Annotated in this window: 14 protein-coding genes; 8 read left to right on the top strand and 6 right to left on the bottom strand. The window is 60.1% G+C overall.

The annotated features are described in order from the left end of the window. Positions 1 to 90: 90 nt before the first annotated feature. The gene (rapA, locus tag EA797_RS07880; RefSeq protein WP_122164550.1) at positions 91 to 2,940 is read right to left on the bottom strand and encodes an RNA polymerase-associated protein RapA; all 2,850 of its coding nucleotides are present in this window, start codon (positions 2,938 to 2,940) and stop codon (positions 91 to 93) included. 227 nt (positions 2,941 to 3,167) lie between these two features. On the opposite strand from rapA, the gene EA797_RS07875 reads away from it, so the two are divergent. The 4 genes from EA797_RS07875 to ccoM all read left to right on the top strand — a co-directional run bounded on the left by EA797_RS07875 (position 3,168) and on the right by ccoM (position 4,574). Further along, complete coding sequence (locus tag EA797_RS07875; protein WP_122164549.1) at positions 3,168 to 3,467, top strand: aspartate-semialdehyde dehydrogenase; 300 nt, start codon at positions 3,168 to 3,170, stop codon at positions 3,465 to 3,467. Then, a complete protein-coding gene (locus EA797_RS07870; protein WP_122164548.1) occupies positions 3,454 to 4,080 on the top strand; it encodes an alpha-ketoglutarate-dependent dioxygenase AlkB family protein in 627 nt (208 codons plus the stop codon). The genes EA797_RS07875 and EA797_RS07870 overlap by 14 nt, the downstream gene beginning before the upstream one ends. Beyond that, complete coding sequence (locus EA797_RS21795) at positions 4,077 to 4,238, top strand: hypothetical protein (RefSeq protein WP_167468777.1); 162 nt, start codon at positions 4,077 to 4,079, stop codon at positions 4,236 to 4,238. The genes EA797_RS07870 and EA797_RS21795 overlap by 4 nt, the downstream gene beginning before the upstream one ends. Before the next feature lie 225 nt (positions 4,239 to 4,463). After that, on the top strand, positions 4,464 to 4,574 hold the full coding sequence (gene ccoM, locus EA797_RS22110) for a cytochrome c oxidase subunit CcoM (RefSeq protein WP_279635033.1): 111 nt from the start codon (positions 4,464 to 4,466) through the stop codon (positions 4,572 to 4,574). Positions 4,575 to 4,641: 67 nt separating this feature from the next. Here the strand turns inward: ccoM and pulA are convergent, their stop codons facing one another. Both pulA and EA797_RS07860 read right to left on the bottom strand, forming a co-directional pair. Beyond that, the gene (pulA, locus tag EA797_RS07865) at positions 4,642 to 7,764 is read right to left on the bottom strand and encodes a pullulanase-type alpha-1,6-glucosidase (protein WP_122164547.1); all 3,123 of its coding nucleotides are present in this window, start codon (positions 7,762 to 7,764) and stop codon (positions 4,642 to 4,644) included. A 366-nt stretch (positions 7,765 to 8,130) separates the two neighbouring features. After that, positions 8,131 to 8,601: a MaoC family dehydratase gene (locus tag EA797_RS07860; RefSeq protein WP_122164546.1), complete on the bottom strand. Its 471-nt coding sequence runs from the start codon at positions 8,599 to 8,601 to the stop codon at positions 8,131 to 8,133. A 272-nt stretch (positions 8,602 to 8,873) separates the two neighbouring features. Here EA797_RS07860 and fadD2 point away from each other — a divergent pair, with 272 nt between their 5' ends. Together fadD2 and fadD1 are read left to right on the top strand one after the other, a co-directional pair. Further along, the gene (gene fadD2, locus EA797_RS07855; RefSeq protein WP_122164545.1) at positions 8,874 to 10,562 is read left to right on the top strand and encodes a long-chain-fatty-acid--CoA ligase FadD2; all 1,689 of its coding nucleotides are present in this window, start codon (positions 8,874 to 8,876) and stop codon (positions 10,560 to 10,562) included. Positions 10,563 to 10,784: 222 nt separating this feature from the next. Next, a complete protein-coding gene (gene fadD1 / locus EA797_RS07850; protein ID WP_122164544.1) occupies positions 10,785 to 12,473 on the top strand; it encodes a long-chain-fatty-acid--CoA ligase FadD1 in 1,689 nt (562 codons plus the stop codon). A gap of 80 nt (positions 12,474 to 12,553) precedes the next feature. Here the strand turns inward: fadD1 and EA797_RS07845 are convergent, their stop codons facing one another. Continuing rightward, on the bottom strand, positions 12,554 to 14,509 hold the full coding sequence (locus EA797_RS07845) for a methyl-accepting chemotaxis protein (RefSeq protein ID WP_122164543.1): 1,956 nt from the start codon (positions 14,507 to 14,509) through the stop codon (positions 12,554 to 12,556). 379 nt (positions 14,510 to 14,888) lie between these two features. Here EA797_RS07845 and EA797_RS07840 point away from each other — a divergent pair, with 379 nt between their 5' ends. Further along, positions 14,889 to 16,493, top strand: coding sequence for a M28 family metallopeptidase (locus EA797_RS07840; protein WP_122164542.1), 1,605 nt, complete (start codon positions 14,889 to 14,891; stop codon positions 16,491 to 16,493). Between the two features lie 39 nt (positions 16,494 to 16,532). Here the strand turns inward: EA797_RS07840 and EA797_RS07835 are convergent, their stop codons facing one another. Continuing rightward, a complete protein-coding gene (locus tag EA797_RS07835) occupies positions 16,533 to 17,426 on the bottom strand; it encodes a hypothetical protein (protein WP_147456810.1) in 894 nt (297 codons plus the stop codon). Next, a complete protein-coding gene (locus tag EA797_RS07830; protein WP_122164540.1) occupies positions 17,423 to 18,121 on the bottom strand; it encodes a hypothetical protein in 699 nt (232 codons plus the stop codon). Before EA797_RS07830 ends, EA797_RS07835 begins: the two co-directional genes overlap by 4 nt. A 253-nt stretch (positions 18,122 to 18,374) precedes the next feature. Between EA797_RS07830 and hrpA the strand changes: the two genes are divergently transcribed. Continuing rightward, positions 18,375 to 22,532: an ATP-dependent RNA helicase HrpA gene (gene hrpA, locus EA797_RS07825; RefSeq protein WP_122164539.1), complete on the top strand. Its 4,158-nt coding sequence runs from the start codon at positions 18,375 to 18,377 to the stop codon at positions 22,530 to 22,532. Positions 22,533 to 22,650 lie beyond the last annotated feature (118 nt).

Genomic DNA, 22,650 nt, shown 5'->3' with positions numbered 1-22,650 from the left:
ACTCGCGGGCAGTGGACAGCAGATATGAAACCTTAAATGAAAAGGTCGGCTGCGATTGCTCGCAGCCGACCTTGTTTCGTCGCGCTGTTATCAGCCTGCAACCAGTACGCGAATCGCCTCCAGTCGCAGTCCTGCCTTGTCCAGCATTTCCAGCCCTTGCTCACGCTGCTGGCGCAGGGCTTCGATCTCGCTGTCACGCACGCTCGGATTGACTGCCTGAAGTGCCGTCAGACGGGCCAGCTCCTCGTCGAGGCTTGCCTTCAGCCTGCGCTGCCCCTCCGCCACGCGCTCGACATGGCGCGGCGCGACCTTGGCTTCGGCATCGGCGATCTGCTTGGCAAGAACATCGCGCTGGGCCTGAACGAACTTGTTGGCACTGGCACGCGGAACGCTTTCCAGCTGATCGGTGAGGGTTTCGAAGGCCACCTTCGGCGCCAGATCATTGCCATTTGCGTCCAGCAGACAACGCAGTGCGAGCGGCGGCAGGAAGCGATTCAGCTGGAGTACACGTGGTGCCACTACCTCGCTGACGTAGAGTAGCTCCAGCAGCACGGTCCCAGGCTTGAGCGCCTTGTTCTTGATCAGTGCCACGGCGGTGTTGCCCATGGAGCCGGAGAGCACCAGATCCATGCCGCCCTGCACCATGGGGTGTTCCCAGGTGAGGAACTGCATGTCCTCGCGGGCAAGCGCCTGCTCGCGGTCGTAGGTGATCGTTACCGCTTCGTCATTACCCAACGGGAAGCTGGCGTCGAGCATTTTCTCGCTGGGACGCAGGATCAGGGCGTTCTCGGAATGGTCTTCGCTGTCGATACCGAAGGCGTCGAAGAGTTCTTCCATGTAGATCGGCAAGGCGAACTGGTCGTCCTGCTCCTCGATGGCTTCGACCAGTGCCTTGCCCTGTTCACCGCCGCCGGAGTTGAGTTCCAGCAGGCGATCGCGCCCGGCATGCAGGTCGGCTTCCAGGCGCTCGCGTTCGGCGCGGGCCTCGGTGATGAGTTTCTGGAACTCGTCGTCCTCGCCTTCTTCCAGCTGGCTCAGCAGGCGCGGGCCGAACTGATGCTGCAGGGCGTTGCCGGTCGGGCAGGTATTGAGGAAGGCATTCAGCGCTTCGTGATACCACTTGAACAGACGTTCTTGCGGGCTGGTTTCTAGGTACGGGACGTGCAGCTGGATGACATGCGCCTGCCCGATCCGATCGAGACGGCCGATGCGTTGTTCCAGCAAATCCGGATGAGCTGGCAGATCGAAAAGCACCAGGTGATGGGCGAACTGGAAGTTGCGGCCCTCGCTGCCGATCTCGGAACAGATCAGCACCTGCGCGCCGAACTCCTCATCAGCGAAGTAGGCAGCAGCGCGGTCACGCTCAAGGATGCTCATGCCTTCGTGGAATACCGTGGCGGGAATGCCGGAGCGCACGCGCAATGCGTCTTCCAGGTCCAGCGCGGTTTCGGCGTGGGCGCAGATGACCAGCACCTTGAATTTTTTCAGCATCTTCAGGGTGTCGATCAGCCATTCCACGCGGGGATCGAATGTCCACCAGCGGTTCTGCGCATCCGGTTCTTCCTGCTGGCTCTGGAAGCTGACTTCCGGATACAGCTCGGCATGCTCGCCCAGCGGCAGCTCGAGGTATTCGGCAGGGCTCGGGAGTGGATAGGGATGCAGCTGACGCTCTGGGAAGCCACGCACGGCGGCGCGGGTATTACGGAACAGCAAACGCCCGGTGCCATGACGGTCGAGCAGCTCGCGGATCAGACGGCTGCTGGCTTCGATATCGCCATCGGTGGCGGCAGCGAGGAGCGCTTCACCCTCGGCGCCGAGGAAGTCGTGGATGGTCTGGTGTGCTTCCTGGGACAGGCGGCCCTCGTCGAGCAATTCCTGCACCGCGCGTGCGACCGGCTGGTAGCTGGCGCTTTCGGCACGGAATGCTTCGAGGTCGTGGAAACGATTTGGGTCGAGCAGGCGCAGGCGGGCGAAGTGGCTTTCCTGGCCGAGTTGCTCCGGCGTTGCAGTCAGCAGCAGAACGCCGGGAATCACTTCAGCCAGCTGTTCGACCAGCTTGTATTCGGCGCTGGCGTTTTCCGGATGCCAGACCAGGTGATGCGCCTCGTCCACGACCAGCAGGTCCCAGCCGGCAGCGAACGCAGCGTCCTGGGCGCGCTCGTCGTCTTTCAGCCATTCCAGCGAGACCAGTGCCAGCTGGGTGTCCTCGAAAGGATTGCTCGCATCGCTTTCGATGAAACGCTCGTCATCGAACAGCGCGACCTCAAGGTTGAAGCGGCGACGCATTTCCACCAGCCACTGATGCTGGAGGTTTTCCGGGACCAGGATCAGCACACGCTTGGCGCGACCAGAGAGCAGTTGGCGATGGATCACCAGGCCCGCTTCGATGGTCTTGCCGAGACCCACTTCGTCCGCCAGCAGCACGCGCGGGGCGATACGGTCGGCCACTTCACGGGCGATGTGCAGCTGGTGGGCAATAGGTTGCGCGCGAACGCCGCCCAGACCCCACAGCGAGGAAGTCAGCTGTTTGCTCTGGTTTTCCAGCGTGTGGTAACGCAGCTTGAACCAGTTCAGCGGGTCTATCTGGCCGGCGAACAGACGGTCGCTGGCCAGGCGGAACTGGATGAAGTTGGAAAGCTGGGTTTCCGGCAGGGTGCGGGCTTCGTTCTGCGCCGTCAGGCCGTGATAGACCAGCAATCCATCGACGTCGTCGACTTCACGCACGGTCATTTTCCAGCCTTCGAAGTGCGTGACCTCGTCGCCTGGAACAAAGCGTACCCGGGTCAGCGGCGCACTGCGTGCGGCGTACTGGCGGGTTTCGCCCGTCGCGGGATAGAGCACGGTGAGCATCCGGCCATCCAGCATGAGGATGGTTCCCAGACCGAGTTCCGCTTCGCTGTCGCTGATCCAGCGTTGCCCCGGTAGATACTGCTGCGCCATGCCCTGCCTCCGCTGTGAAAAAGCCCGCTATGTTAACGGATCACCGTCGATAGAGCGACGACAGATGCCGATTGGTCTAGGTTAGCCGCGCTCACGGGATCGACGAAACGAGCTGTGAGATAGGCAATATTACGATGCTGTTAAAGTTGGCAGTATTGCGGCCGATCAACTGGTGCAGGCTCGTATTAAGTCACCGGTTGTTCGGGCACTCATGGGGGAGAGCTAAGATGCTACCAGTCGTACCGCCCGGCACCGTTCAGGTCACCGCGCAACAGGATGTGGTCAAACCACGGCCCGAGATCGCGCCGGTTGCGCCTGTGCAGCCTAGCGCTAACGAAAGCTCGGTGAGTCTGGATCGCCGTCATCCGCAGGAAGCCGAGCAGATGCTGCGTGATGAGCAGCGCAGGCGCCAGCGCCGCCGTGGCTACACGCCCCAGGAACTGGCAGAAGGCGAGACCGCTGAAGAGGATCAGGACGCCATCGACGAGCTGCCTCGCCAAGGGCTCTGGGTAGATGTCGAAGTTTGAGCCGTCCCCCTCTACAACCGGCATTATGATCGAGCTGCCGGACGCCAAGCTTCAGTACCTACCGCAGTGGGTGGAGACTAATGTCGCTGACCTATGGTTGCGTGAACTGTCGCAGCAGACGCCATGGTCTCAACCTCAGATAAAGCTTTATGGCCGCAGCATAGCGGTGCCACGGCTGGTGGCCTGGTATGGCGACGTCGAGGCGAGCTATCGCTACTCCGGCCTATTGCACGAGCCGCTGCCATGGACCCAGTTGCTGACCGAAATCCGCGAGCGGGTACAACAGCAGGTCGCCCAGATGTTGAATGGGGTTCTGCTCAATCTTTACCGTGACGGCGATGACGCCATGGGCTGGCACAGCGATGACGAACCTGAGCTGGGTCAGCAGCCGCTGGTGGCGTCACTCAATCTGGGCGCGGCCCGACGTTTCGATTTTCGTCGCAAGGGTGGCAGCCGTATCGAGCATTCGATCGTACTGGAGCATGGCTCGTTGCTGGTCATGAGCGGTCCAACCCAGCATCATTGGCAGCACCAGATTGCCAGGAGCCGCAAGGTTTCCGAACCACGCCTGAACCTAACCTTCCGCCAGATCATTCGTGAGCCCATCGTATGAGCAATGAAGAGAAACTGATCGACTTCAGCGCCGAACGCGAAAAACGCATCCATGACATCAAGGAAAAGCGCCTCGCGGAAATGCGACAAGCATTCGAGCAAGCGCTGCCTCTGGGCAAGCCGAAAAAGAAGCCCAAGACCAAGCCGAAGAAGCGCTGACGCTCATACCTATCTTCGCCTGCCTCCTGGCTAGGTCCACCGGACCTATGGTTCGCCGACAGCCGCAGTCCCCCGCTGATACCCCTCTTTTTTGATCCAGATCAGGTTACGCGGCGCCTTTTTTCCAAAGGCGCTGCGCCCATTGATATCGGTCAATTTTTTTATCGAGGCGAGGGGCGACTATGTACCCATCAAACAGCGAAACAACGTCGGAGGTAGGAAATCATGTTCGTCGATAATGTGGTGCTCGCAGGGGTGGTCACGGTCGGCCTTATGGTCGCCTTCCTTGGCGGTTTCGGATATTTCATCTGGCAGGACGCGCACAAGAAGCAGTGACCTGCCAGAGCAACAGAGCACGCAAGGCATTTGGGCGACTTAGGTCGCCCTTTTTTATGCCTGCAAATCAGCGACCACGCTGCTCCGGCTGAATGAACACTGCGCTCGTGAAGGGCGGTACCTCGAATTCGCCGTCTGCAACCCTGGCTTGACGGCTGATCGGATCGCTCGAGTCTTGCAGGACCGGGTGTAGCTGATAGCCCGTTCCGCCGGGAAGGCGGATCCGCTCGGCAGACGCGTTGAGCACCACGGTCATGGACTGATACCTCCGGTCCAGATCGCGCCCGTCACGCAAACCATCGGCAATGCTGAACGCAATCACGCCTGGCTGTTGTTCTGGGCCGGTATTGTGAAATTGCAGACGGCGTTGGACTTCGCGAGCACTGTCCAGCTGAAATAGCGGGCTGTCGCTGCGGATCTTCAGCAACTCGAGGAAGCGTTGCTTCGCCGCGACGATATCGGTTGCGCTTGGCTTGGTGTTTGGATTGGCAATGACCTGGCGGATCAACGGCCAGTTGTCGCCATCCTTGTCAGCACGCGGCAAACCCTTGTTCCAGTTGTTGTCCTGGTAGCTGAAGTCCACTGCGTTGAACCAATCCCCTGAGTCGTAGCTGTCGCGCTGCATGGATTTGGAACGCAGGATCTCTGATCCAAGATGGATGAACGGCACGCCCTGGCTGAATAGCGGAACGGACAACGCGACTAACTGCAAGCGGACCCGATCGGTCACCGACATACTTGTGGGCAACTTGTACTGATTGTTATCCCAGAGCGTCTGGTTATCGTGTTTGGATACGTAGTTGACGGTCTCCTGCGGATCCAGCGTGTATCCGGCTGGTTGACCGTTGTAGTCGATCTCAGCTCCGCTGCGAACGGTGCCGTCGGCACTTATGAAGCTGAAATCACGCAGACCGCCTGCGATGCCGACGCGGATCAGGTCTGCTGCGTGCAGCAATTGAGTCTTTTCCTGCGTGCCCGTGCCGGCCAACTCGTTCGGACGGACGAACAGGCCGTTGGCGAAGCCCTGATTACGACGAATGTTCTCACCGCTGTCGAATGGGCTGCCACCACGGACCGCGTCGCGCTGTCGGTCATTGAACGTGCCGATACCGGTGCCCGCCATGTTCAGCTGAGTGGCATTGATGCCGCGCGCGTTGCCAGCAACCTCGCCGAAATCCCAGCCTTCGCCATAGAAGTAGGTGTCTCGGTCGATGCGACGAACCGCGCGATAAGCCTTGAGCACGTTCTCACGCATGTGGTGGCCCATCAGGTCGAATCGAAAGCCCGCGATCTTGTAATCACGTGCCCAGACTTCCAGTGAGTCCGTCATCAGCTTGGTCATCATGCGGTGTTCGCTGGCGGTGTTGTCGCAGCAGGTGGAGGTTTCTACCGCACCGGTTGCGGGGTTGCGGCGGTGGTAGTAGCCAGGCACCACCTTGTCGAGGACCGATTTGTCGCCCAGTCCGGACGCATTGGTGTGGTTGTAGACCACGTCCATCACAGTTGCCAGGCCCTGGTCGGCCAGTGCCTGGACCATCTGGCGGAACTCGACGATGCGTCGCACGCCCTCGGCATCGCTGGCGTAGCTGCCCTCAGGAACCGTGAAGTGAAAAGGGTCGTAGCCCCAATTGAAGCTGTCCACCGCACGTAGATCGTTATAAAGCGACTGTGCCTGGCCGCTGGATGGGTCGAAACCTTGCAGGACCTGGCGGATGCTTGCTGCGCCACAGTATTGCGACCAGCGATTACGCGCCGCCGGGGATGTTTCGCACAGTTTGGCGAAAGGATCGTCGATATCGACCTGGCGCGTTGGGTCTTCGTCGATGGTGGCGATGTCGAACACTGGCAGCAGTTGCACATGCGTCAGCCCGGCCTTGCGCAGATCGCGCAGGTGACGCATGCCGTCGCTGTCGGGCTGAGTGAACGCGCCGTAGGTCCCGCGCAGATCAACCGGAAGGCTGCCATCGCTCGCGCTGAAATCACGCAAGTGCGTTTCATAGATGATGTTCGCTTCCGGGCGATCCGGCCGCGGCGGACGCAAGGCGTCCCAGCCAGCCGGTTTCAGGTCTTCTGCATTAAGGTCGACCACTTGGGCGTACTGGCTGTTCTGCGAAAGGCTGAGGGCATAGGGGTCGCTGACCAATGTCGTCTCGATCTTGCCAGTGCTGGGTCGGTATGCCGTGACCTCGTACTGGTAATAATGCCGATCCAACGTGCGGGGGCCATCCAGGCTCCACACGCCGAGCCGTTCGCGCATCACCTTTGGATACCCGGGCAGCAGATTTTTGCTCGCATCGAAGACATGCAGGCGAACCCGCTGCGCCGTTGGCGCCCAGAGCTTGAAGGACACGCCACGCTCGTCCACTCGCGCGCCAAGGTCTCCGTTGTAGCCGAACAAAAGGTCGAGAATGCCTGCCGTCTGAACCTCGGTGGCGTCGATCACCCGATCCTGCGCGTCGTAGGCGACCACCACCAGCTGGCTCATCACTGCGCGGCGCAGGTCACGGGCCGCGGACTCAAGACGGAATGCGGGCGCGTCAGACAGATGGGGATGCTGACGTTTGAGGCCTTCGCGCATCGCTGCCGGGGAGAGCGCGAGCGCGGTGCCGCCGCTGACGGTACGAGCTTCGCCATCGATACGGATGCTCGCGTTGGTCGAGTAGCGAAGTTCGACTCTCGAGGCGTCGGACGCGCCGCCGTAAAGCGCCAGCGTGAATGGATCCAGCCAGTGGGCTCGCGCGCCCTTGATAGCTAGTGCAGCCCCGCTTAACGGCACGCTGGAGAGCTGCGCATTGCCGCTCAGCGTAAAGGCGCGACGGCCCATTTCGTCGAAACGCCATGTCAGGTCGCCGCCACCCAGATCCTTCTCATCACCCTTATGCATGATCAAATTCAGGCAGCCCGCATCAGCGGTAAGAGGGATGCGGTAATAGGCGCCATAGTCGGGGTCGGAGCCTGCCGGCGCCAAAGGCTGGTCCCAAGGGGTTTCGCTCTGGCTGCCATTGCAGTCGGGCGTGTTCCACAGGTGCGGGCCCCAGCCGGCATAGTTTCCGTCAGCTCTCTTGTAGTACAGCAACGCTTCTTCAGCGCCAGGTTCGAGAGGTTCGGCGCACGCGGAGTAAGTGGCCAGGGAAAGGCTGCCGATCATCAGCGCCGCCAAGTGCCGGTATGCAGTCGAGCGTATGAGCATGGTTGAGTCCCGATGTTGTTCTTGTTGTACTGCTGGCGGGATGGTCGACGGGTCATCTGTTGCGCGCATCCTCCACGGAGCCTGTGTTCGGGGCGTAGTTCAGGGCAGTAATGGCCTTGTGATTGCGCCCGGCCTCAACAGGATGCTTGAAGGCGGAGTCGGTTAATTGCCTTCACACCAAATGCCGACCCTCGCTCGAATATTTCCTGAGCTTGGCCTAGGGATTCACGGTATCAGGGATAAAAGCGTACAGCGTGCATCATGGTGCTCCTGCAGGCGGAGCGAAAAAAGGCGCCGAAGGCGCCTCTGGAGCTTGCTGTCAATCTCAGGTCGTAGTGGGGGCCTGAAAGAGCGACATTCTCGGCATCAGCCAATGCTGACCGGGGGCAGGGCTTTGATCTCGACTGTTTGAGCCTTGCGCGGCGCAAGGATTTCCGCCTCGCCGTCGACGACCATCTCATCACGCTGGTTGAATACCTGGGTGGCAATACGGACGCGAAACTTGGGCAGCTTCTCAAGAATCTCCAGGCGCACGGTCAAGGTGTCGCCGAGCTTGACTGGAAGGGCGAAACGCATCGTCTGGCCTAGATAGATGGTGCCCGGCCCCGGCAACTCGCAGGCCACTGCGGCGCTTATCAGCGCGCCGCTGAACATGCCGTGGGCGATGCGCTCGCGGAAGATGGTGGACGCGGCGAAGTCGGCGTCCAGGTGAACCGGATTGTGGTCACCCGACATGGCAGCGAACAACTGAATATCGCGCTCTTCAACGGTTTTGCTGTACGTCGCCTTCTGGCCGACTTCCAGATCGGCGTAGGGGGTATTGCTCAAGCTACTCATGCGTAAACCTCTGAATGCTGAAAAACGGAAAAAACCCGTCGGGACGGCAATCGCCACACTTCTGGACGGGTGCGCCATGCCAGGGCGCTCGGGTGGCTGCATTCTAGAGGTCCGCGACGGTGATGTCCCGCTCTGGGCTGCTTACTGCCGTGGCTGGAGATTCACATCACTGATTACGCTTACGCGCTATTGCGTGGCACAGCGGAGCTGTTAAGTTCGCCACAGCCCGCCGCAAGTGGGCCAGACACTTTCAGGTAAAGAGGCCAATAACAATGCAACCTGACTTCTGGAACGACAAACGCCCGACCGGCGTGCCCAATGATGTGGATATGGGCGGCTTCCGCTCGGTGATCGAAGTATTCGAGCGCTCCTGCAAAACCCACGCGAACCGCCCCGCGTTCAGCAATATGGGCGTAACGCTGACCTACGCTGACCTGGAGCGCTATTCTGCGGCCTTTGCGGCCTGGCTGCAGAATCACACAGATCTGCAATCCGGCGATCGCATCGCCGTGCAGATGCCCAATCTGCTCCAGTATCCCATCGCCGTTTTCGGTGCACTCCGTGCCGGGCTGATCGTCGTCAACACCAACCCGCTGTACACCGCGCGCGAGATGCGCCACCAGTTCAAGGATTCTGGCGCGCGTGCGTTGGTCTACCTCAATACCTTCGGCAAGCTTGTGCAGGAAGTGCTGCCCGACACGGGCATCGAGGTGCTGATCGAGGCACAGATCGGTGACATGCTGCCCTCGTTCAAGGGCCTGCTGGTCAACGCTGCAGTCAAGCATGTGAAGAAAATGGTTCCGGCTTACAGCCTGCCGCAGGCGCTTTCGTTCAAGCATGTTCTGCGCGACGGTGGGCGCCACAGCCTCAAGCCGGCGACGCTCAGCCTCGATGACACCGCGGTGTTGCAATACACCGGAGGCACGACCGGCGTAGCCAAGGGCGCGATGCTGACTCACGGGAACCTGGTTGCGAACATGCAACAGGTTCGCGCCAATATGCAGCAGTTGGATGAGAACGGTCAGACGATCATCAAGGAAGGTCAGGAGATCATGATCGCGCCGCTGCCGCTTTATCACATCTATGCATTCACCGTGAACTGCATGTGCATGATGGTGACAGGCAACCACAACGTGCTGATCACCAATCCCCGAGACATCGACGGCTTCGTCAAGGAGCTGCAGAAGTGGCAGTTCACCGCCTTTCTCGGGTTGAACACCCTGTTCGTCGCGCTCATGTCGCACCCCGAGTTCAAGAAAATCGATTTCTCATCGCTCAAGGGCACCAACTCCGGTGGTACTGCGCTGGTTTCGGCTGTTGCTGAGCGCTGGAAAAGCATGACAGGGGTTACCGTCACCGAGGGCTACGGGCTGACTGAGACATCGCCAGTGGTGTGTGCCAACCCGCACGGGCCGAGCTCGCGGCTGGGCACGGTCGGACTGCCGGTGCCTGGAACGACTTTGAAGGTCATTGACGACGATGGTAACGAGCTCGGTGTGGGTGAGCGCGGAGAGCTTTGTGTAAAAGGGCCGCAGGTGATGAAGGGCTATTGGCAGCGTCCGGACGCCACTGCCGAGGTTCTCGATAGCGAGGGTTGGCTCAAGACCGGTGACATCGCAGTGATCGACGCTGATGGATTCGTGCGGATCGTGGATCGGAAGAAAGACCTGATCATCGTTTCGGGCTTCAATGTCTACCCCAACGAGATCGAGGACGTGGTCATGGCGCATCCGAAGGTGACCGCTTGTGCAGCCATCGGTGTGCCGGATGAAAAGTCGGGCGAGGCGGTGAAGCTCTTCGTGGTGCGCAACGACACCAGCCTGACCATCGAAGAACTACAGGCTTATTGCCGCGAGAACTTCACCGGTTATAAGGTCCCGCGCCACTTTGTCTTCCGTGATTCCCTGCCGATGACCCCAGTGGGCAAGATCCTTCGACGTGAGCTGCGCGACCAGGCCTGAGCAGGCATCTACCCAAGGGCGCCTGCTCGGCGCCTTGAGCGTGACCGCAGTCAAGTATACGGTCACTTTGTGTCCACCTGGCTCGGGGTGGACACTGTTCGGCCAGTTTCAAAACTGCTAACCTCGAACTCGCATTTGGCCGGATATTCCGTACAAAACTTAACAAAACACAACAAAACAGCTGCTTTATGCAGTAAAGCTGTCGCTTAGGAGTGGGGTTTCATGACCGATAACTTCTGGAAGGATAAGTATCCTGTCGGGGTCAAGAGCGAGATCGATCCTGATGAGTACCAGAACATTCAGGCTGTGCTCAAACAGTCCTGTGAGCAATTCGCGGACAAGCCGGCCTTTAGCAATCTCGGCAAAACCCTGACCTATGGCGAGCTGTACAAGCTGTCCGGAGAATTCGCAGCTTACCTTCAGCAAAACACTGATCTGCAACCAGGCGATCGCATCGCGGTGCAGCTGCCCAACCTGATCCAGTACCCCATCGTCGTGTTTGGCGCCATGCGCGCCGGCCTTATCGTGGTCAACACCAACCCGCTGTATACCTCGCGGGAGATGGAGCACCAGTTCAACGATTCCGGCGCCAAGGCACTGATCTGCCTGGCCAACATGGCACATCTGGCCGAAAGCGTGCTGCCGAAGACGGGCATCCGCCATGTCGTCATCACCGAAGTCGGCGATATGCTTCCGACCCTCAAGCGCTTGCTGGTCAATGCAGTAGTCAAGCATGTGAAGAAGATGGTGCCGGCGTACAACCTGCCAAAAGCCGTCAAGTTCAACGATGCCATGTCTCTCGGCCGTGGCAAGAAACCCCAAGAAGCCAACCCTGGCAGCGATGATGTAGCAGTACTGCAATACACCGGTGGGACGACCGGCGTCGCCAAAGGCGCCATGCTGACGCACCGCAACATTGTCGCCAACATGCTGCAATGCCGCGCTCTGATGGGCTCCGAGCTGGGCAATGGTTGCGAAACCATGGTCGCGCCGTTGCCGCTGTACCATATCTACGCATTCACCTTCCACTGCATGACCATGATGCTGATCGGCGCCCATAATGTGCTGATCACCAATCCACGCGATCTGCCGACCTTCGTCAAGGATCTTGGCAAGTACCGTTTTACCGGATTCGTCGGGCTCAACACCCTGTTCGTGGCACTGTGCAACAACGAAGACTTCCGCAAACTCGACTTCTCATCCCTGAAAGCCACTTTCTCAGGTGGTATGGCATTGCAATTGGCAGCAGCCGAGCGCTGGCAGCAGGTCACCGGATGCGAGATCTGCGAAGGTTTCGGCATGACCGAAACCAGCCCTGTTGTTTCGGTCAACCCGTTCGGTGGCATTCAGATCGGCACCATCGGCATCCCGATGCCTTCGACTCAATGCAAGGTTATCGATGACGAAGGCAACGACCTGCCCATGGGCGCCATCGGCGAGCTGTGCGTCAAAGGCCCGCAGGTGATGAAGGGCTACTGGCAACGCCAGGATGCAACCGACGAGATACTCGGTGCGGACGGTTGGCTGAAGACCGGCGACATCGGGATCATCCAGGAAGACGGTTACATGCGGATCGTCGACCGCAAGAAGGACATGATTCTGGTGTCTGGATTCAACGTCTACCCGAACGAGCTCGAAGATGTACTCGCAACCCTGCCGGGCGTATTGCAGTGCGCCGCGATTGGTGTCCCGGACGAGAAGTCGGGTGAAGCGATCAAGTTGTTCGTCGTGGTTAAACCGGGCGAGAGCTTGACCAAAGAGCAGGTCATGCAGCACATGCACGACAACGTCACGGGCTACAAGCGGCCCAGGACCGTCGAGTTCCGCGATAGCCTGCCTACCACCAATGTTGGCAAGATCCTGCGTCGCGAACTGCGTGATGAAGAGCTGAAAAAGCTGGGTCACAAGTAAGCGATCCCGCATAAAAAACCCCGCCTCGGCGGGGTTTCTAGTTTCTGTGCTGGCGTCACATCGACACTTCGCCCACTGGTTCAGCTGAAGTGATTGACCTCGCGCTCCAGTGCATCAGCCAGACTCTTCAGCTGCTGCGCCGTTGTGGCCAGTTCAGCTCCGGCCTTGCGTCGAGATTGATTGTCCTGCGCAACCACGTGGAGGTTCTGACTAAGTACCGATGCGCTCGCGCTCTGCTCGCTGGTGGCGCGAGTGATGTCAGCGAACTGATCGAGAGTCTGCGCGGTATGCGCCTGGATTTCTTCCAGGGTAGAGGCCACCGTACCGTTGAGTGTGAGGCCATCCTTCATCAGTCGGTTGCCTTCGTCGATGGATGCCATCGCCCTGTTGGTCTCTTCTTGAACGGAAGCAATCACGTCAGTGATTTCCCGAGTCGCCTGGCTGGTACGTGCCGCCAGGCTACGCACCTCGTCAGCTACAACGGCAAAGCCGCGACCCTGCTCGCCGGCCCGTGCCGCTTCGATTGCCGCGTTGAGGGCCAGGAGATTGGTCTGCTCGGCGATGCTGCTGATGACCCCAACGATACCTCCGATTTGCTGGGAGCGTTCTCCCAGGCCGTTGATCACCTGTCCCGTGGCTGAGAGCGAACCTGCGATCTGCTGCAGGGCATTAGCGGCGGATCGCATCGACTCTGCGCCTTGCTTAGTCAGGGTTACGTTCTCAGCAGTCAATTGCTCGGTGCGTTGCATGCCGTTGGCGATTTCACCGGCCGTTGCGCTGAATTGCTCCACTGCGCTCACCATGGTGTCCAGCTGAGTCGCCTGCTCTGCTGAACGTTGTTCTGTTCCGGTCGCGAGTCTATTGAGTTGATCGGCGCGCTGGGTCACATCAGATGACGAAGAGCGCACTTTGCTGACGGTGCCGGACAGTGACTCGGCCATCTGGTTGAAGGTGGTCGAGAGCGTACCGATTTCATCCTGGCGCATTACGGCAACACGAACCTTTAGATTGCCTTCGCCAAAGGCGCGAGCTTGTTCAACCAGTAGTGCCAAGGGGCGCAGGCGATGGCGTAGCAGGCCGATCGTGGCAGCGACCGCAAGAAACAATGCCAGCAGGCTGCCCAGCGCGAGTTGTGTCCCGACCCGCCAGATGAGCGCGTCGATCTCTTGCTGGGGCAGGGTGGCGGCAACTTGTAGGCTTTCGCCAGCGACCGGCGCCACGAGACTGAGGAAATCTTCGTTGCCGTCCGTCCACGTCAATAGCTTGCTCGGATCGGCGCTAGCCAATTGAGCATCGAGCTCGTCGACAGCAATGGCACCCGCCGGCTTCACCAGCCAGCCGGCGATGTCATCGCGGACGCCCAATGAACCACTCTCGCCAATTCGGAACACCGACAGCGCCTGGAACTGGTTGCGTTGCTCGTCGGTGTAATCGAAGCCAACGTACAGTACGGCAATGACTCGCCCGCCCGAATCACGCACCGGCGTGTATTGGTTCATGTACTGCCGCCCAAACAGAGTCGCCCGGCCCACGTAGGGCTGGCCGTTGAGTAGCGGGGCGTAACCAGGATGCTTGCGGTCCAGTAGCGTGCCGATGGCGCGTGAGCCGTCTTCTTTCTTGACGGATGTGGTGACACGCACGAAATCATCACCCGTACGAGCGAACACCGTGGCCGCGCCGCCGGTAAGCGTGGTGAACTCATCGACCAATGTGAAATCGCCATTTAGCCGTTCACCGTCCAGGTACAGCGACGGCGTGGTTCCGTCTGTTGCCGGCCCCAGGGTCAGGCCCGAAGCAAACCGCCGTTCGAATAATGTGGCAAGCCGTTGTGTCGTGGTTTTCAACGACTGATGGAAACTGCCGAGTTGACCGGCAAGCAACTGCGCCTCGCTTGCTAGATGCTGACGATGTGCAAGTTCGGTCGACTGGGCGAGTGAGCGCAGCGCGAACAGGCTGCTTCCGGCAATGACGACTGCCAGAACCGCAGACAGGGCCAGGCCCAATTGTCCGGCTATGCCGGAACGAGGTGCAGACATTTCATGTACTCCTCGGCAGACGGTAGTCGTGCCGGTGTTTTTTGGGGGGTAACAGCGCAGGCAAAGCGGCAAGGCTCTTGACGCTGCTATCGGCCCGCTTGACCCGGTCTTGAGCCTCCGAAGCCAAAGTGCAGAAGCGCCAATGCGAGTTGTGACATTGATCCATGTCAACCTTTCGGCCAGCTGTCATGGGAGGCCTTATGCCACTACTTAAATGCGCAACCGACCAACGGACGGCACTTACGTCTTTTTGTCCGAACGGATCTTCAGACGCACCGGTCTACCCGAGCATGGCCGCGTCCGCTTAATGCCGTAGGGGACGATGGCGCATGCCATTTTGCGGCCTGCCCATCAATCTCGTTGCAAGGATGAGTTACCCATGCAAAAGAAAAACAATGCACGTCGGGTAGTTGCTTCTTTCGCTTTACTGGCTTCCACCGCCGCGTTCGCGGCCCCTACCGCAGAAATCGCTGCGTTCAACGATTACTGGAGTCCCGACAAGCCCGATTCAAAGGTCTGTCGATCACCGTTGCTTGTTGGCACGCCGCTTGGCCTGCCGCGTTGCATGCAGGCCAGTAACGTCATGACGCACCTGCAGAACCTGCAGGACATCGCTTCGCTGAACAACGGTAATCGTGCATCCGGGCAGCCTGGCTACCAGGCTTCGGTCGATTACGTGCGCAGCACGCTCGAACGTGCCGGCTACCGGGTGAGGGTGCAGAGCTTTCCCTTCCTGGCTTTCTACCCCGAAGGACCCGGCTCGCTCGCTGCAGTAGCGCCCCAGGCCGTGCAGTACACCTGGGAGGAAGACTTTACTTACGCCGACCAGACCGATCCCGGCACGGTCACGGCACCGGTGGTGCCGGTCGATCTTGCGTTGGGGCTTGGTAACACCTCCACCAGCGGCTGCGAACCAGGAGATTTTGCGGGCTTTCCTGCGGGCGCCATTGCGCTGATGCAGCGCGGCGATTGCCCGTTCGGGCTGAAGGCGACCAATGCTGCTGCGGCCGGCGCTGCGGGGGCGATAATCTTCAACCAGGGGGATACCGAAGACCGCAAAGGCCTGCTGGTCGCCACGCTGGGTGAGGATTACGAGGGCGGCATTCCGGTGCTGTTTTCCACCTACGACAATGGCGTCGCGTGGGCCGGGACCGCGGGTCTGCAGCTGAGCATGAATGTCGACGTGGTTCGTGAGCGGACCGAGACGTACAACGTGCTGGCCGAGACCCGCCGTGGCAATCCTGACAACGTAATCATGGTGGGCGCGCACCTGGACTCGGTGTTCGAAGGGGCCGGCATCAACGACAACGGTTCTGGCAGCGCCGCATTGCTCGAAATGGCGACGTTGATGAGCAGGGCCTATCCGCTGAACAAGGTGCGCTTCGCCTGGTGGGGAGCCGAGGAGTCGGGTCTGGTGGGCTCGACGTATTACGTCAACCAGCTGCCAGAAGATGAGAAGCAGCAGATCAAGGCCTACCTGAACGTCGACATGATCGGCTCGCCGAATTACGCGAACTTCATCTATGACGGCGACGGCTCGGATTTCGGTCTGCAGGGCCCGCCGGGCTCAGGTGCCATCGAGCGCCTGTTCCGCTCCTACTTCCAGCTGCGCAATGCGCCGACCGAAGGCACCGAGATCGACTTCCGCTCCGACTATGCGCAGTTCTTCGAGGACGGTATCGCCTTTGGCGGTCTATTCACCGGCGCAGAAGGCATCAAGAGCGTCGAGCAGGCGCAGCGTTACGGAGGGACAGCAGGCCAGCCATACGATTCGTGCTACCACACCGAGTGCGACGACCTGACCAACATCTCCACCGAAGCGCTGGAGCTCCATGGTGATGCGTTGGCGTTTGCCACTAGCTGGCTGTCTCTGTCGACCAAAATGATCGATGACGAAATAGCCGCAGCTGCTGAGCAGAGCATCGGCACCATGCGCATCCAGCAAGTCCAGGAAAAATCCCGCTGGGGTCACTGGATCCGTTAACCACCAAGCCGCGCCGGTCACCCGGCGCGGTCCTTTCCATCAGCGAGTGGCGGTTTGAAGCGGTACCGATTTCAGCCAACCACGAAGGTCCATGAACAGGGCGCGGTGCCCGTTTTCATCGATCAGCCGTCCGCGTTCTACAAAACGACCGGCTCCGAGCGAGTACCGTAACGTTTGTTCGACCCCGGGATTTCCGGCAAAGTGCTGCGATTCGAGGTCAAGTGCGAGCACGCGAAGCGTTTCGCTGATCCCCGCTTGTAGCGCGTTCCTATAGGGCTGCGCCTGGTTCACCAGCCATGGGTCGATGCCGATCGTGGCAGTCGAATCAGCGCTCCAAACAGCGGCGTCCAGTACCTCGATTCGACCCCTGTAAAGCTCTTCGCGGCCGAAGCTGAGGGTGACCTCGGTGATCAGCCGAATGCTATCCAAAGTCCGGCCAAGTTCAGCCTGGGACTGAAAGTGCATGAGATAGGGGCTTTCATGCACTATCTCGCCCAGTGGTCCGCTCGCCAGCTCTTCACGTAACTGCCGCTCGAACCAAGCGTCCAGCCCCGTGCCGGCTGTCGCCTGGCGTAAGGGTGCGACCAGCTGGTCGGCCTCGTCGCGAGCACTGTTTTGCACGCGCGTCTTGTTTAGTTGACTGACCAAAAGCCCGCCGATCATCACACCGGCAGCCGACGCCCCCATGGAGTTGCTTGCGCCGGACGCCTGTACCATCGGCGCAGAGTTGCGTGATTGATCAAGCATCCTCTGTCCGTCAACCAGCACATCGCCCTGCACCAATTCTGTTTCAGTGACGCTAACTTCGATGCGATAGCCGTTAGCTTGGAGCAGCGCGGCGGGGTTTTGGTCGATGTGCGGGCGTAGGGCTTCAGGAGCACTGCAGGCTGTGAGCGCAAGAAGCAAAACCAGTAACGAGACTCTTTCGATCACTGTGCAGTCAGCATCTGGGCACGGAAGGGTGCCAAGATATTCTGCTCACTCTCGTCCAAGGCCTGATAGAACGCGTTCGTGAGGTTCGGGTACTCCGGGCCCTCGTCCCATTCGCCGTCGGCGGCGCGAACTGTAGCGAAGGGTTCATAGAAAGCCAGGCGATTGTCCGTCAGATCGATGACCTGAGTCATTCCGCCAACCTGGGTCAGTGGATCGCTCGTAGGGATGACCGAGTAATAGCTGCGCTGAGTACCGGCGACGTACAGGGTGATCAAGATCAGCTTGTCGACCTGCTGTTGGCGAAGTGGTGTGAAGTCGTGCTTGGCGTAGCCGAGCTTGGCACCGCTTTCTTTGAAGTCGGCTAACTTGAGAGGGGGCAACGTCTTGGCTTTATAACCGCGAGCGTTGAGCTCATCGACCAGATGCTGAGGGACGCTCTCCATACTAGCGAGTTCCCACGTCTCGACCTTGCTACGCAGGCCAGAAGCCAACCCGGTATTGATTGCCAGGTCCAGCAAACCCTGGTTACCAGTAAGCTGGACGCTAGGTTTTGGCAGCTCGACCACGGCGACGCCAATTGTCTTGTCGCGTTCGCTCCACATGGTGTCTTCAAGCGCGATGGGCAGTTGAGGAGAAGCACAGCCGGTTAACCAGGCCGTAGCCAGAAAAAGGAAGATGAGTCTGATCAGTTTCACGGGACAAGTCCTTTTGATGTGATGTGAGGCGGCGATTCTAGGAACCGATGGTGGCACACGGCTATTTCTTGGCGACGGGTGGGCGCGAAAGGCTAAGCCATCATCGTATATTTGGGATGGTGCTCGCATTTTTGGCGCCAGAATACGGAATGTTAAAGGAACTTGGCGATCAAGCGGGGGTATGGGGCGGCATGTCGGCGTCTCTATCAATCTGCGACAATCACGCCTTTATCGATGATCTCCATGGCTGTCCATGACCGACGCAATGCCCGCACTTGACCAACTTCTGAAAAATCTCGACCAAGCCATGTATGCCGATCGCCATCGTCTGCGTCGGCAGCTGCATGATCTGCGCAAGAAGGCCGGCGATTCGCCGATAGATGATGAACGCCTCACGCAATGGATAGAGCGCTTTCAGGCCTCGGTAGCCAAGGTCGAGGCCAGGCGCCGAAGCGTGCCTGTGATGCGTTATGACGACAGCCTGCCGATCGCCGCCAAGCGCGACGAGATCAAGGCCGCGCTGGAAAAGCATCAGGTGCTGGTAATCGCAGGCGAAACCGGCTCGGGCAAGACCACGCAGTTGCCGAAGATCTGCCTGGAAATTGGCCGGGGCGTGCATGGCCTGATTGGACATACTCAGCCGCGCCGGCTTGCTGCTCGTAGTGTCGCTACTCGCGTGGCTGAAGAAATCGGAACACCGCTGGGAGAGCTGGTGGGTTATCAGGTGCGCTTCGAGGATCAGAGCAAGGACAGCTCGCTGATCAAGTTGATGACCGACGGTATTCTGCTGGCCGAAACCCAGCACGATCGGTTCCTGGAAAAATACGACACGATCATTGTCGACGAGGCCCACGAACGCAGCCTCAACATCGATTTCCTGCTTGGCTATCTCAAGACCTTGCTGCCACGGCGGCCGGATCTGAAGGTCATCATCACGTCCGCGACCATCGACCTGCAGCGCTTCAGTGAGCACTTCGCTGGGGCCGGCCTTCCGGGGGACGGCCTTCCGGGGGCGCCTATCGTCGAGGTATCCGGCCGGACCTTCCCGGTCGAAACCTGGTATCGCCCGCTGGCGGCGCAGACCGACGAGGACGGTAACCGGGTCGAGGATGATCTCACTGTCGACCAGGGCATTCTGGCCTCGCTTGACGAAATCGAGGCGCACGAAAGAAGCATCGGCAAGCGTCCGGGCGACGTGCTGGTGTTTCTGCCCGGTGAACGCGAGATCCGCGATGCCGCCGAAGTGCTGCGCAAGGCAAACCTGAAGTTCACTGAGGTGCTGCCGCTGTACGCGCGGTTGACCCCGGCCGAGCAGCAGAAGATTTTCCAACCGCGGCCTGGGCGCAAGATCGTGCTGGCTACCAACGTCGCAGAAACCTCGCTGACCGTGCCCGGCATCCGCTATGTGATCGATTCAGGGACGGCGCGGATCAGCCGTTACAGCTATCGTGCCAAGGTGCAGCGATTGCCGATCGAGGCGGTGTCTCAGGCCAGCGCCAACCAGCGAAAGGGTCGTTGCGGGCGGGTCGAGCCGGGGATCTGCATTCGCCTTTACAGCGAAGAAGATTTCCTTGGGCGACCAGAATTTACCGATCCGGAGATCCTGCGCACCAATCTGGCGGCGGTGATCCTGCAGATGCTGCATCTTCGCCTCGGGCAGATCGAGGATTTTCCCTTTATCGAGCCGCCGGATGGCAAAGCCATCAGCGATGGCTTCAACCTGTTGCAGGAGCTCTCGGCGGTCAACCGCGAGAACCAGCTGACCCCGCTGGGTCGGCAACTTGCGCGTTTGCCGATTGACCCGCGCCTCGGCCGGATGCTGCTCGAAGCCGCTCAGCTGGGAAGCATGTCCGAGGTGCTGATCGTTGCCAGTGCGCTGTCGGTGCAGGACGTACGGGAGCGCCCGGCTGATCGCCAGCAACAAGCTGATCAGGCCCATGCGCAGTGGAAGGATCCGGATTCGGATTTCGCCGCGCTGATCAATATCTGGCGCGGCTTCGAGGAACAGCGTCAGGCGCTGGGTTCCAATCCGCTGCGAACCTGGTGTCGCAAGAACTTCCTCAATTACCTGCGCCTGCGCGAGTGGCGGGATGCGCACCGTCAGCTGAGCCTGATCGTGCGTGAACTGAAGCTCAACGATAACGCGCAGAACCGTAGGAGCCAGCCTGCTGGCGATCAGCCCGTCGATGTGAAAGGTCGCCAGCAAGCTGGTTCCTACAAGGATGACGGCAAGGATACTTCTGCCGATCAGATAGCCCTGACGAAGGACAAGAAGGACAACGTCAAACTGGCCCAGCAAGTCGAGGCCAGCGAGGCTGCGCAAAAAGCCAAGAGTTACGCGGCCGTGCACAAGGCTATTCTGTCCGGGTTGCTCAGCCAGGTCGGGCACAAGACCGAGGAAGGCGACTTTCTCGGCGCGCGGCAGCGGCGCTTCTGGGTGCACCCGTCCAGCGTCATTGGTCGCAAGAAGCCGAACTGGATCATGGCTGTCGAGTTGGTCGAGACCACCAAGCTGTTCGCGCGCATGGTGGCGAAGATCGAACCGGACTGGATCGAGCCGCTGGCCAAGCACTTGATCAAGACCAATCACTTCGAGCCACACTGGGAGAAGAAGCGCGGTCAGGTCGTAGCGTTCGAACAGGTCACGCTCTACGGCATGATCGTGGTGGCGCGACGTCCTGTGCATTTCGGACCCATCGACCCACCTGCGGCACGGGAGCTGTTCATTCGTGAAGGCCTGGTGCGTGGAGAGATGCACAGCCGGGCCAAGGCGCTCACCGCGAACCGCGAGCTGCTGGAGCTGTTCGATGAGTTGGAAGCCAAGGCTCGTCGGCGCGACATAATTGCCGACGAAGACACGCTTTTCGCCTATTACGACGCACGCGTGCCGCAGGACATTTACCAGACTGCCAGTTTCGAGAGCTGGTACAAGCGCGAGAGTGCCAAGGACCCGCAGCTGCTGGTCATGCGCGACGAAGACGTGCTGGCTCGCGACGCCAGTGAAGTCACTGCAGCGCAGTACCCTGATCATTTGCGTATCGGGGAGCTGCAACTGCCGCTGGAGTACCATTTCGAGCCTAATCATCCGCGCGATGGCGTGACCCTGCGAGTTCCCGCACCTTTACTGCCTCAGTTGCGCAGCGAACGGCTCGACTGGCTGGTGCCGGGATTGATCGAGGCCAAGGCGGTGGCGCTGGTGCGCAACCTGCCCAAGGCGATCCGCAAGAACTTCGTGCCCGTACCGGATTTCGTCAAGGCCGCACTCTCGAAAGTTACCTTCGGCGAGGGTGCGCTGCCCGAGGCGCTCGGCCGCGAGCTGCTGCGCATGACCGGCGCACGGGTTCCGGACGAGGCGTGGGCAGAAGCCGCAAACAGCCTGGAAAGCCATCTGAAGATGAACATCGAGGTGGTGGACGCGCGCGGTAAATTCCTCGGCGAAGGCCGTGATCTTGCTGAGCTGACGGCACGCTTCAATGAAGCCAGCCAGGCTGCTCTGGCGCCACCGCAACAAAAGGCCGAACAGAAACCGGTGGAGGCCAAGGGCTTCGCTCAGGTGGCGGAAAAAGCCCAGGCGAAGATGGCTGGACTATCGATGACCGTGTACCCGGCGTTGGTGGAGACCACCGGAGCGAAGGAGGGTGGGGAGCGCGGAGTGGTCAAGGAGGGCCGCTTCCCGACCCAGGCCGAAGCCGACTATCAGCACCGCCGCGCCTTGCAGCGGTTGCTGTTACAGCAGCTGGCTGAACCTGCCAAGTACCTGCGCAACAAACTGCCCGGCCTCACCGAGCTGGCACTGTTGTATCGCGACATGGGCAAGGTCGATGCGTTGGTCGAGGATATCCTTCTTGCCAGTCTCGACAGCTGCATTCTCGATGGTGAAGCCCAGCTGCCGCGCGACGGGGCCGCGCTGGCTTCGCTGGCGGAACGCAAGCGTGGCGACTGGGCGTCCCACGCCGAGCGTCTGGCCCGCCTGACGCTGGACATCCTCAAGCTCTGGCATGGCCTGCAGAAGCGTTTCAAAGGCAAGATCGACCTGGCCCAGGCGGTCGCGCTCAACGACATCAAGGCGCAGCTGGGCAATCTGGTCTATCCCGGCTTTGTCCGCGAAACGCCCACTGATTGGCTGAAGGAATATCCGCGTTATCTCAAAGCGATCGAGCAACGCTTCGAGAAAATAGGGGCGCAGCTGCAACGCGATCGCGTGTGGTCGGGCGAGTTGGCCGGCTACTGGGAACAGTACCAGGCGCGGCTGAAGAAACATCAGCAGGAGGGCAAGCGCGACCCCGAGCTGACGCTTTATCGCTGGATGCTGGAGGAGTATCGGGTTTCATTGTTCGCCCAGCAGCTGGGGACGAAGATGGCGGTATCTGACAAGCGTCTGAGCAAGCAGTGGGGCCAGGTGGAGGCCTGATCGTTACGGGTAGACCGGTGCTGGCGAGTCTGCCGCGAGCAAGCTTGCTCTGCGAGGCTCAGCGGATTTCCATCCGCTCTGAGCCAAGCGCCCGGTAAGGGCGACGTATTACACAATC

Source organism: Stutzerimonas zhaodongensis (genome assembly GCF_003696365.1).
In the GTDB taxonomy this organism is placed as follows: Bacteria; Pseudomonadota; Gammaproteobacteria; order Pseudomonadales; family Pseudomonadaceae; genus Stutzerimonas; species Stutzerimonas zhaodongensis.
The sequence above is the reverse complement of the archived record's forward strand: the minus strand, read 5'-3'. Positions and strand labels throughout refer to the sequence as shown.

Coding starts and splice junctions, on each gene's coding strand:
- fadD2 (WP_122164545.1), top strand. CDS start 8,874: ATGCAACCTGACTTCTGGAACGACAAACGCCCGACCGGCGTGCCCAAT.
- EA797_RS07845 (WP_122164543.1), bottom strand. CDS start 14,509: ATGTCTGCACCTCGTTCCGGCATAGCCGGACAATTGGGCCTGGCCCTG.
- EA797_RS07840 (WP_122164542.1), top strand. CDS start 14,889: ATGCAAAAGAAAAACAATGCACGTCGGGTAGTTGCTTCTTTCGCTTTA.
- rapA (WP_122164550.1), bottom strand. CDS start 2,940: ATGGCGCAGCAGTATCTACCGGGGCAACGCTGGATCAGCGACAGCGAA.
- EA797_RS07875 (WP_122164549.1), top strand. CDS start 3,168: ATGCTACCAGTCGTACCGCCCGGCACCGTTCAGGTCACCGCGCAACAG.
- EA797_RS07870 (WP_122164548.1), top strand. CDS start 3,454: ATGTCGAAGTTTGAGCCGTCCCCCTCTACAACCGGCATTATGATCGAG.
- ccoM (WP_279635033.1), top strand. CDS start 4,464: ATGTTCGTCGATAATGTGGTGCTCGCAGGGGTGGTCACGGTCGGCCTT.
- EA797_RS21795 (WP_167468777.1), top strand. CDS start 4,077: ATGAGCAATGAAGAGAAACTGATCGACTTCAGCGCCGAACGCGAAAAA.
- fadD1 (WP_122164544.1), top strand. CDS start 10,785: ATGACCGATAACTTCTGGAAGGATAAGTATCCTGTCGGGGTCAAGAGC.
- hrpA (WP_122164539.1), top strand. CDS start 18,375: ATGACCGACGCAATGCCCGCACTTGACCAACTTCTGAAAAATCTCGAC.
- pulA (WP_122164547.1), bottom strand. CDS start 7,764: ATGCTCATACGCTCGACTGCATACCGGCACTTGGCGGCGCTGATGATC.
- EA797_RS07860 (WP_122164546.1), bottom strand. CDS start 8,601: ATGAGTAGCTTGAGCAATACCCCCTACGCCGATCTGGAAGTCGGCCAG.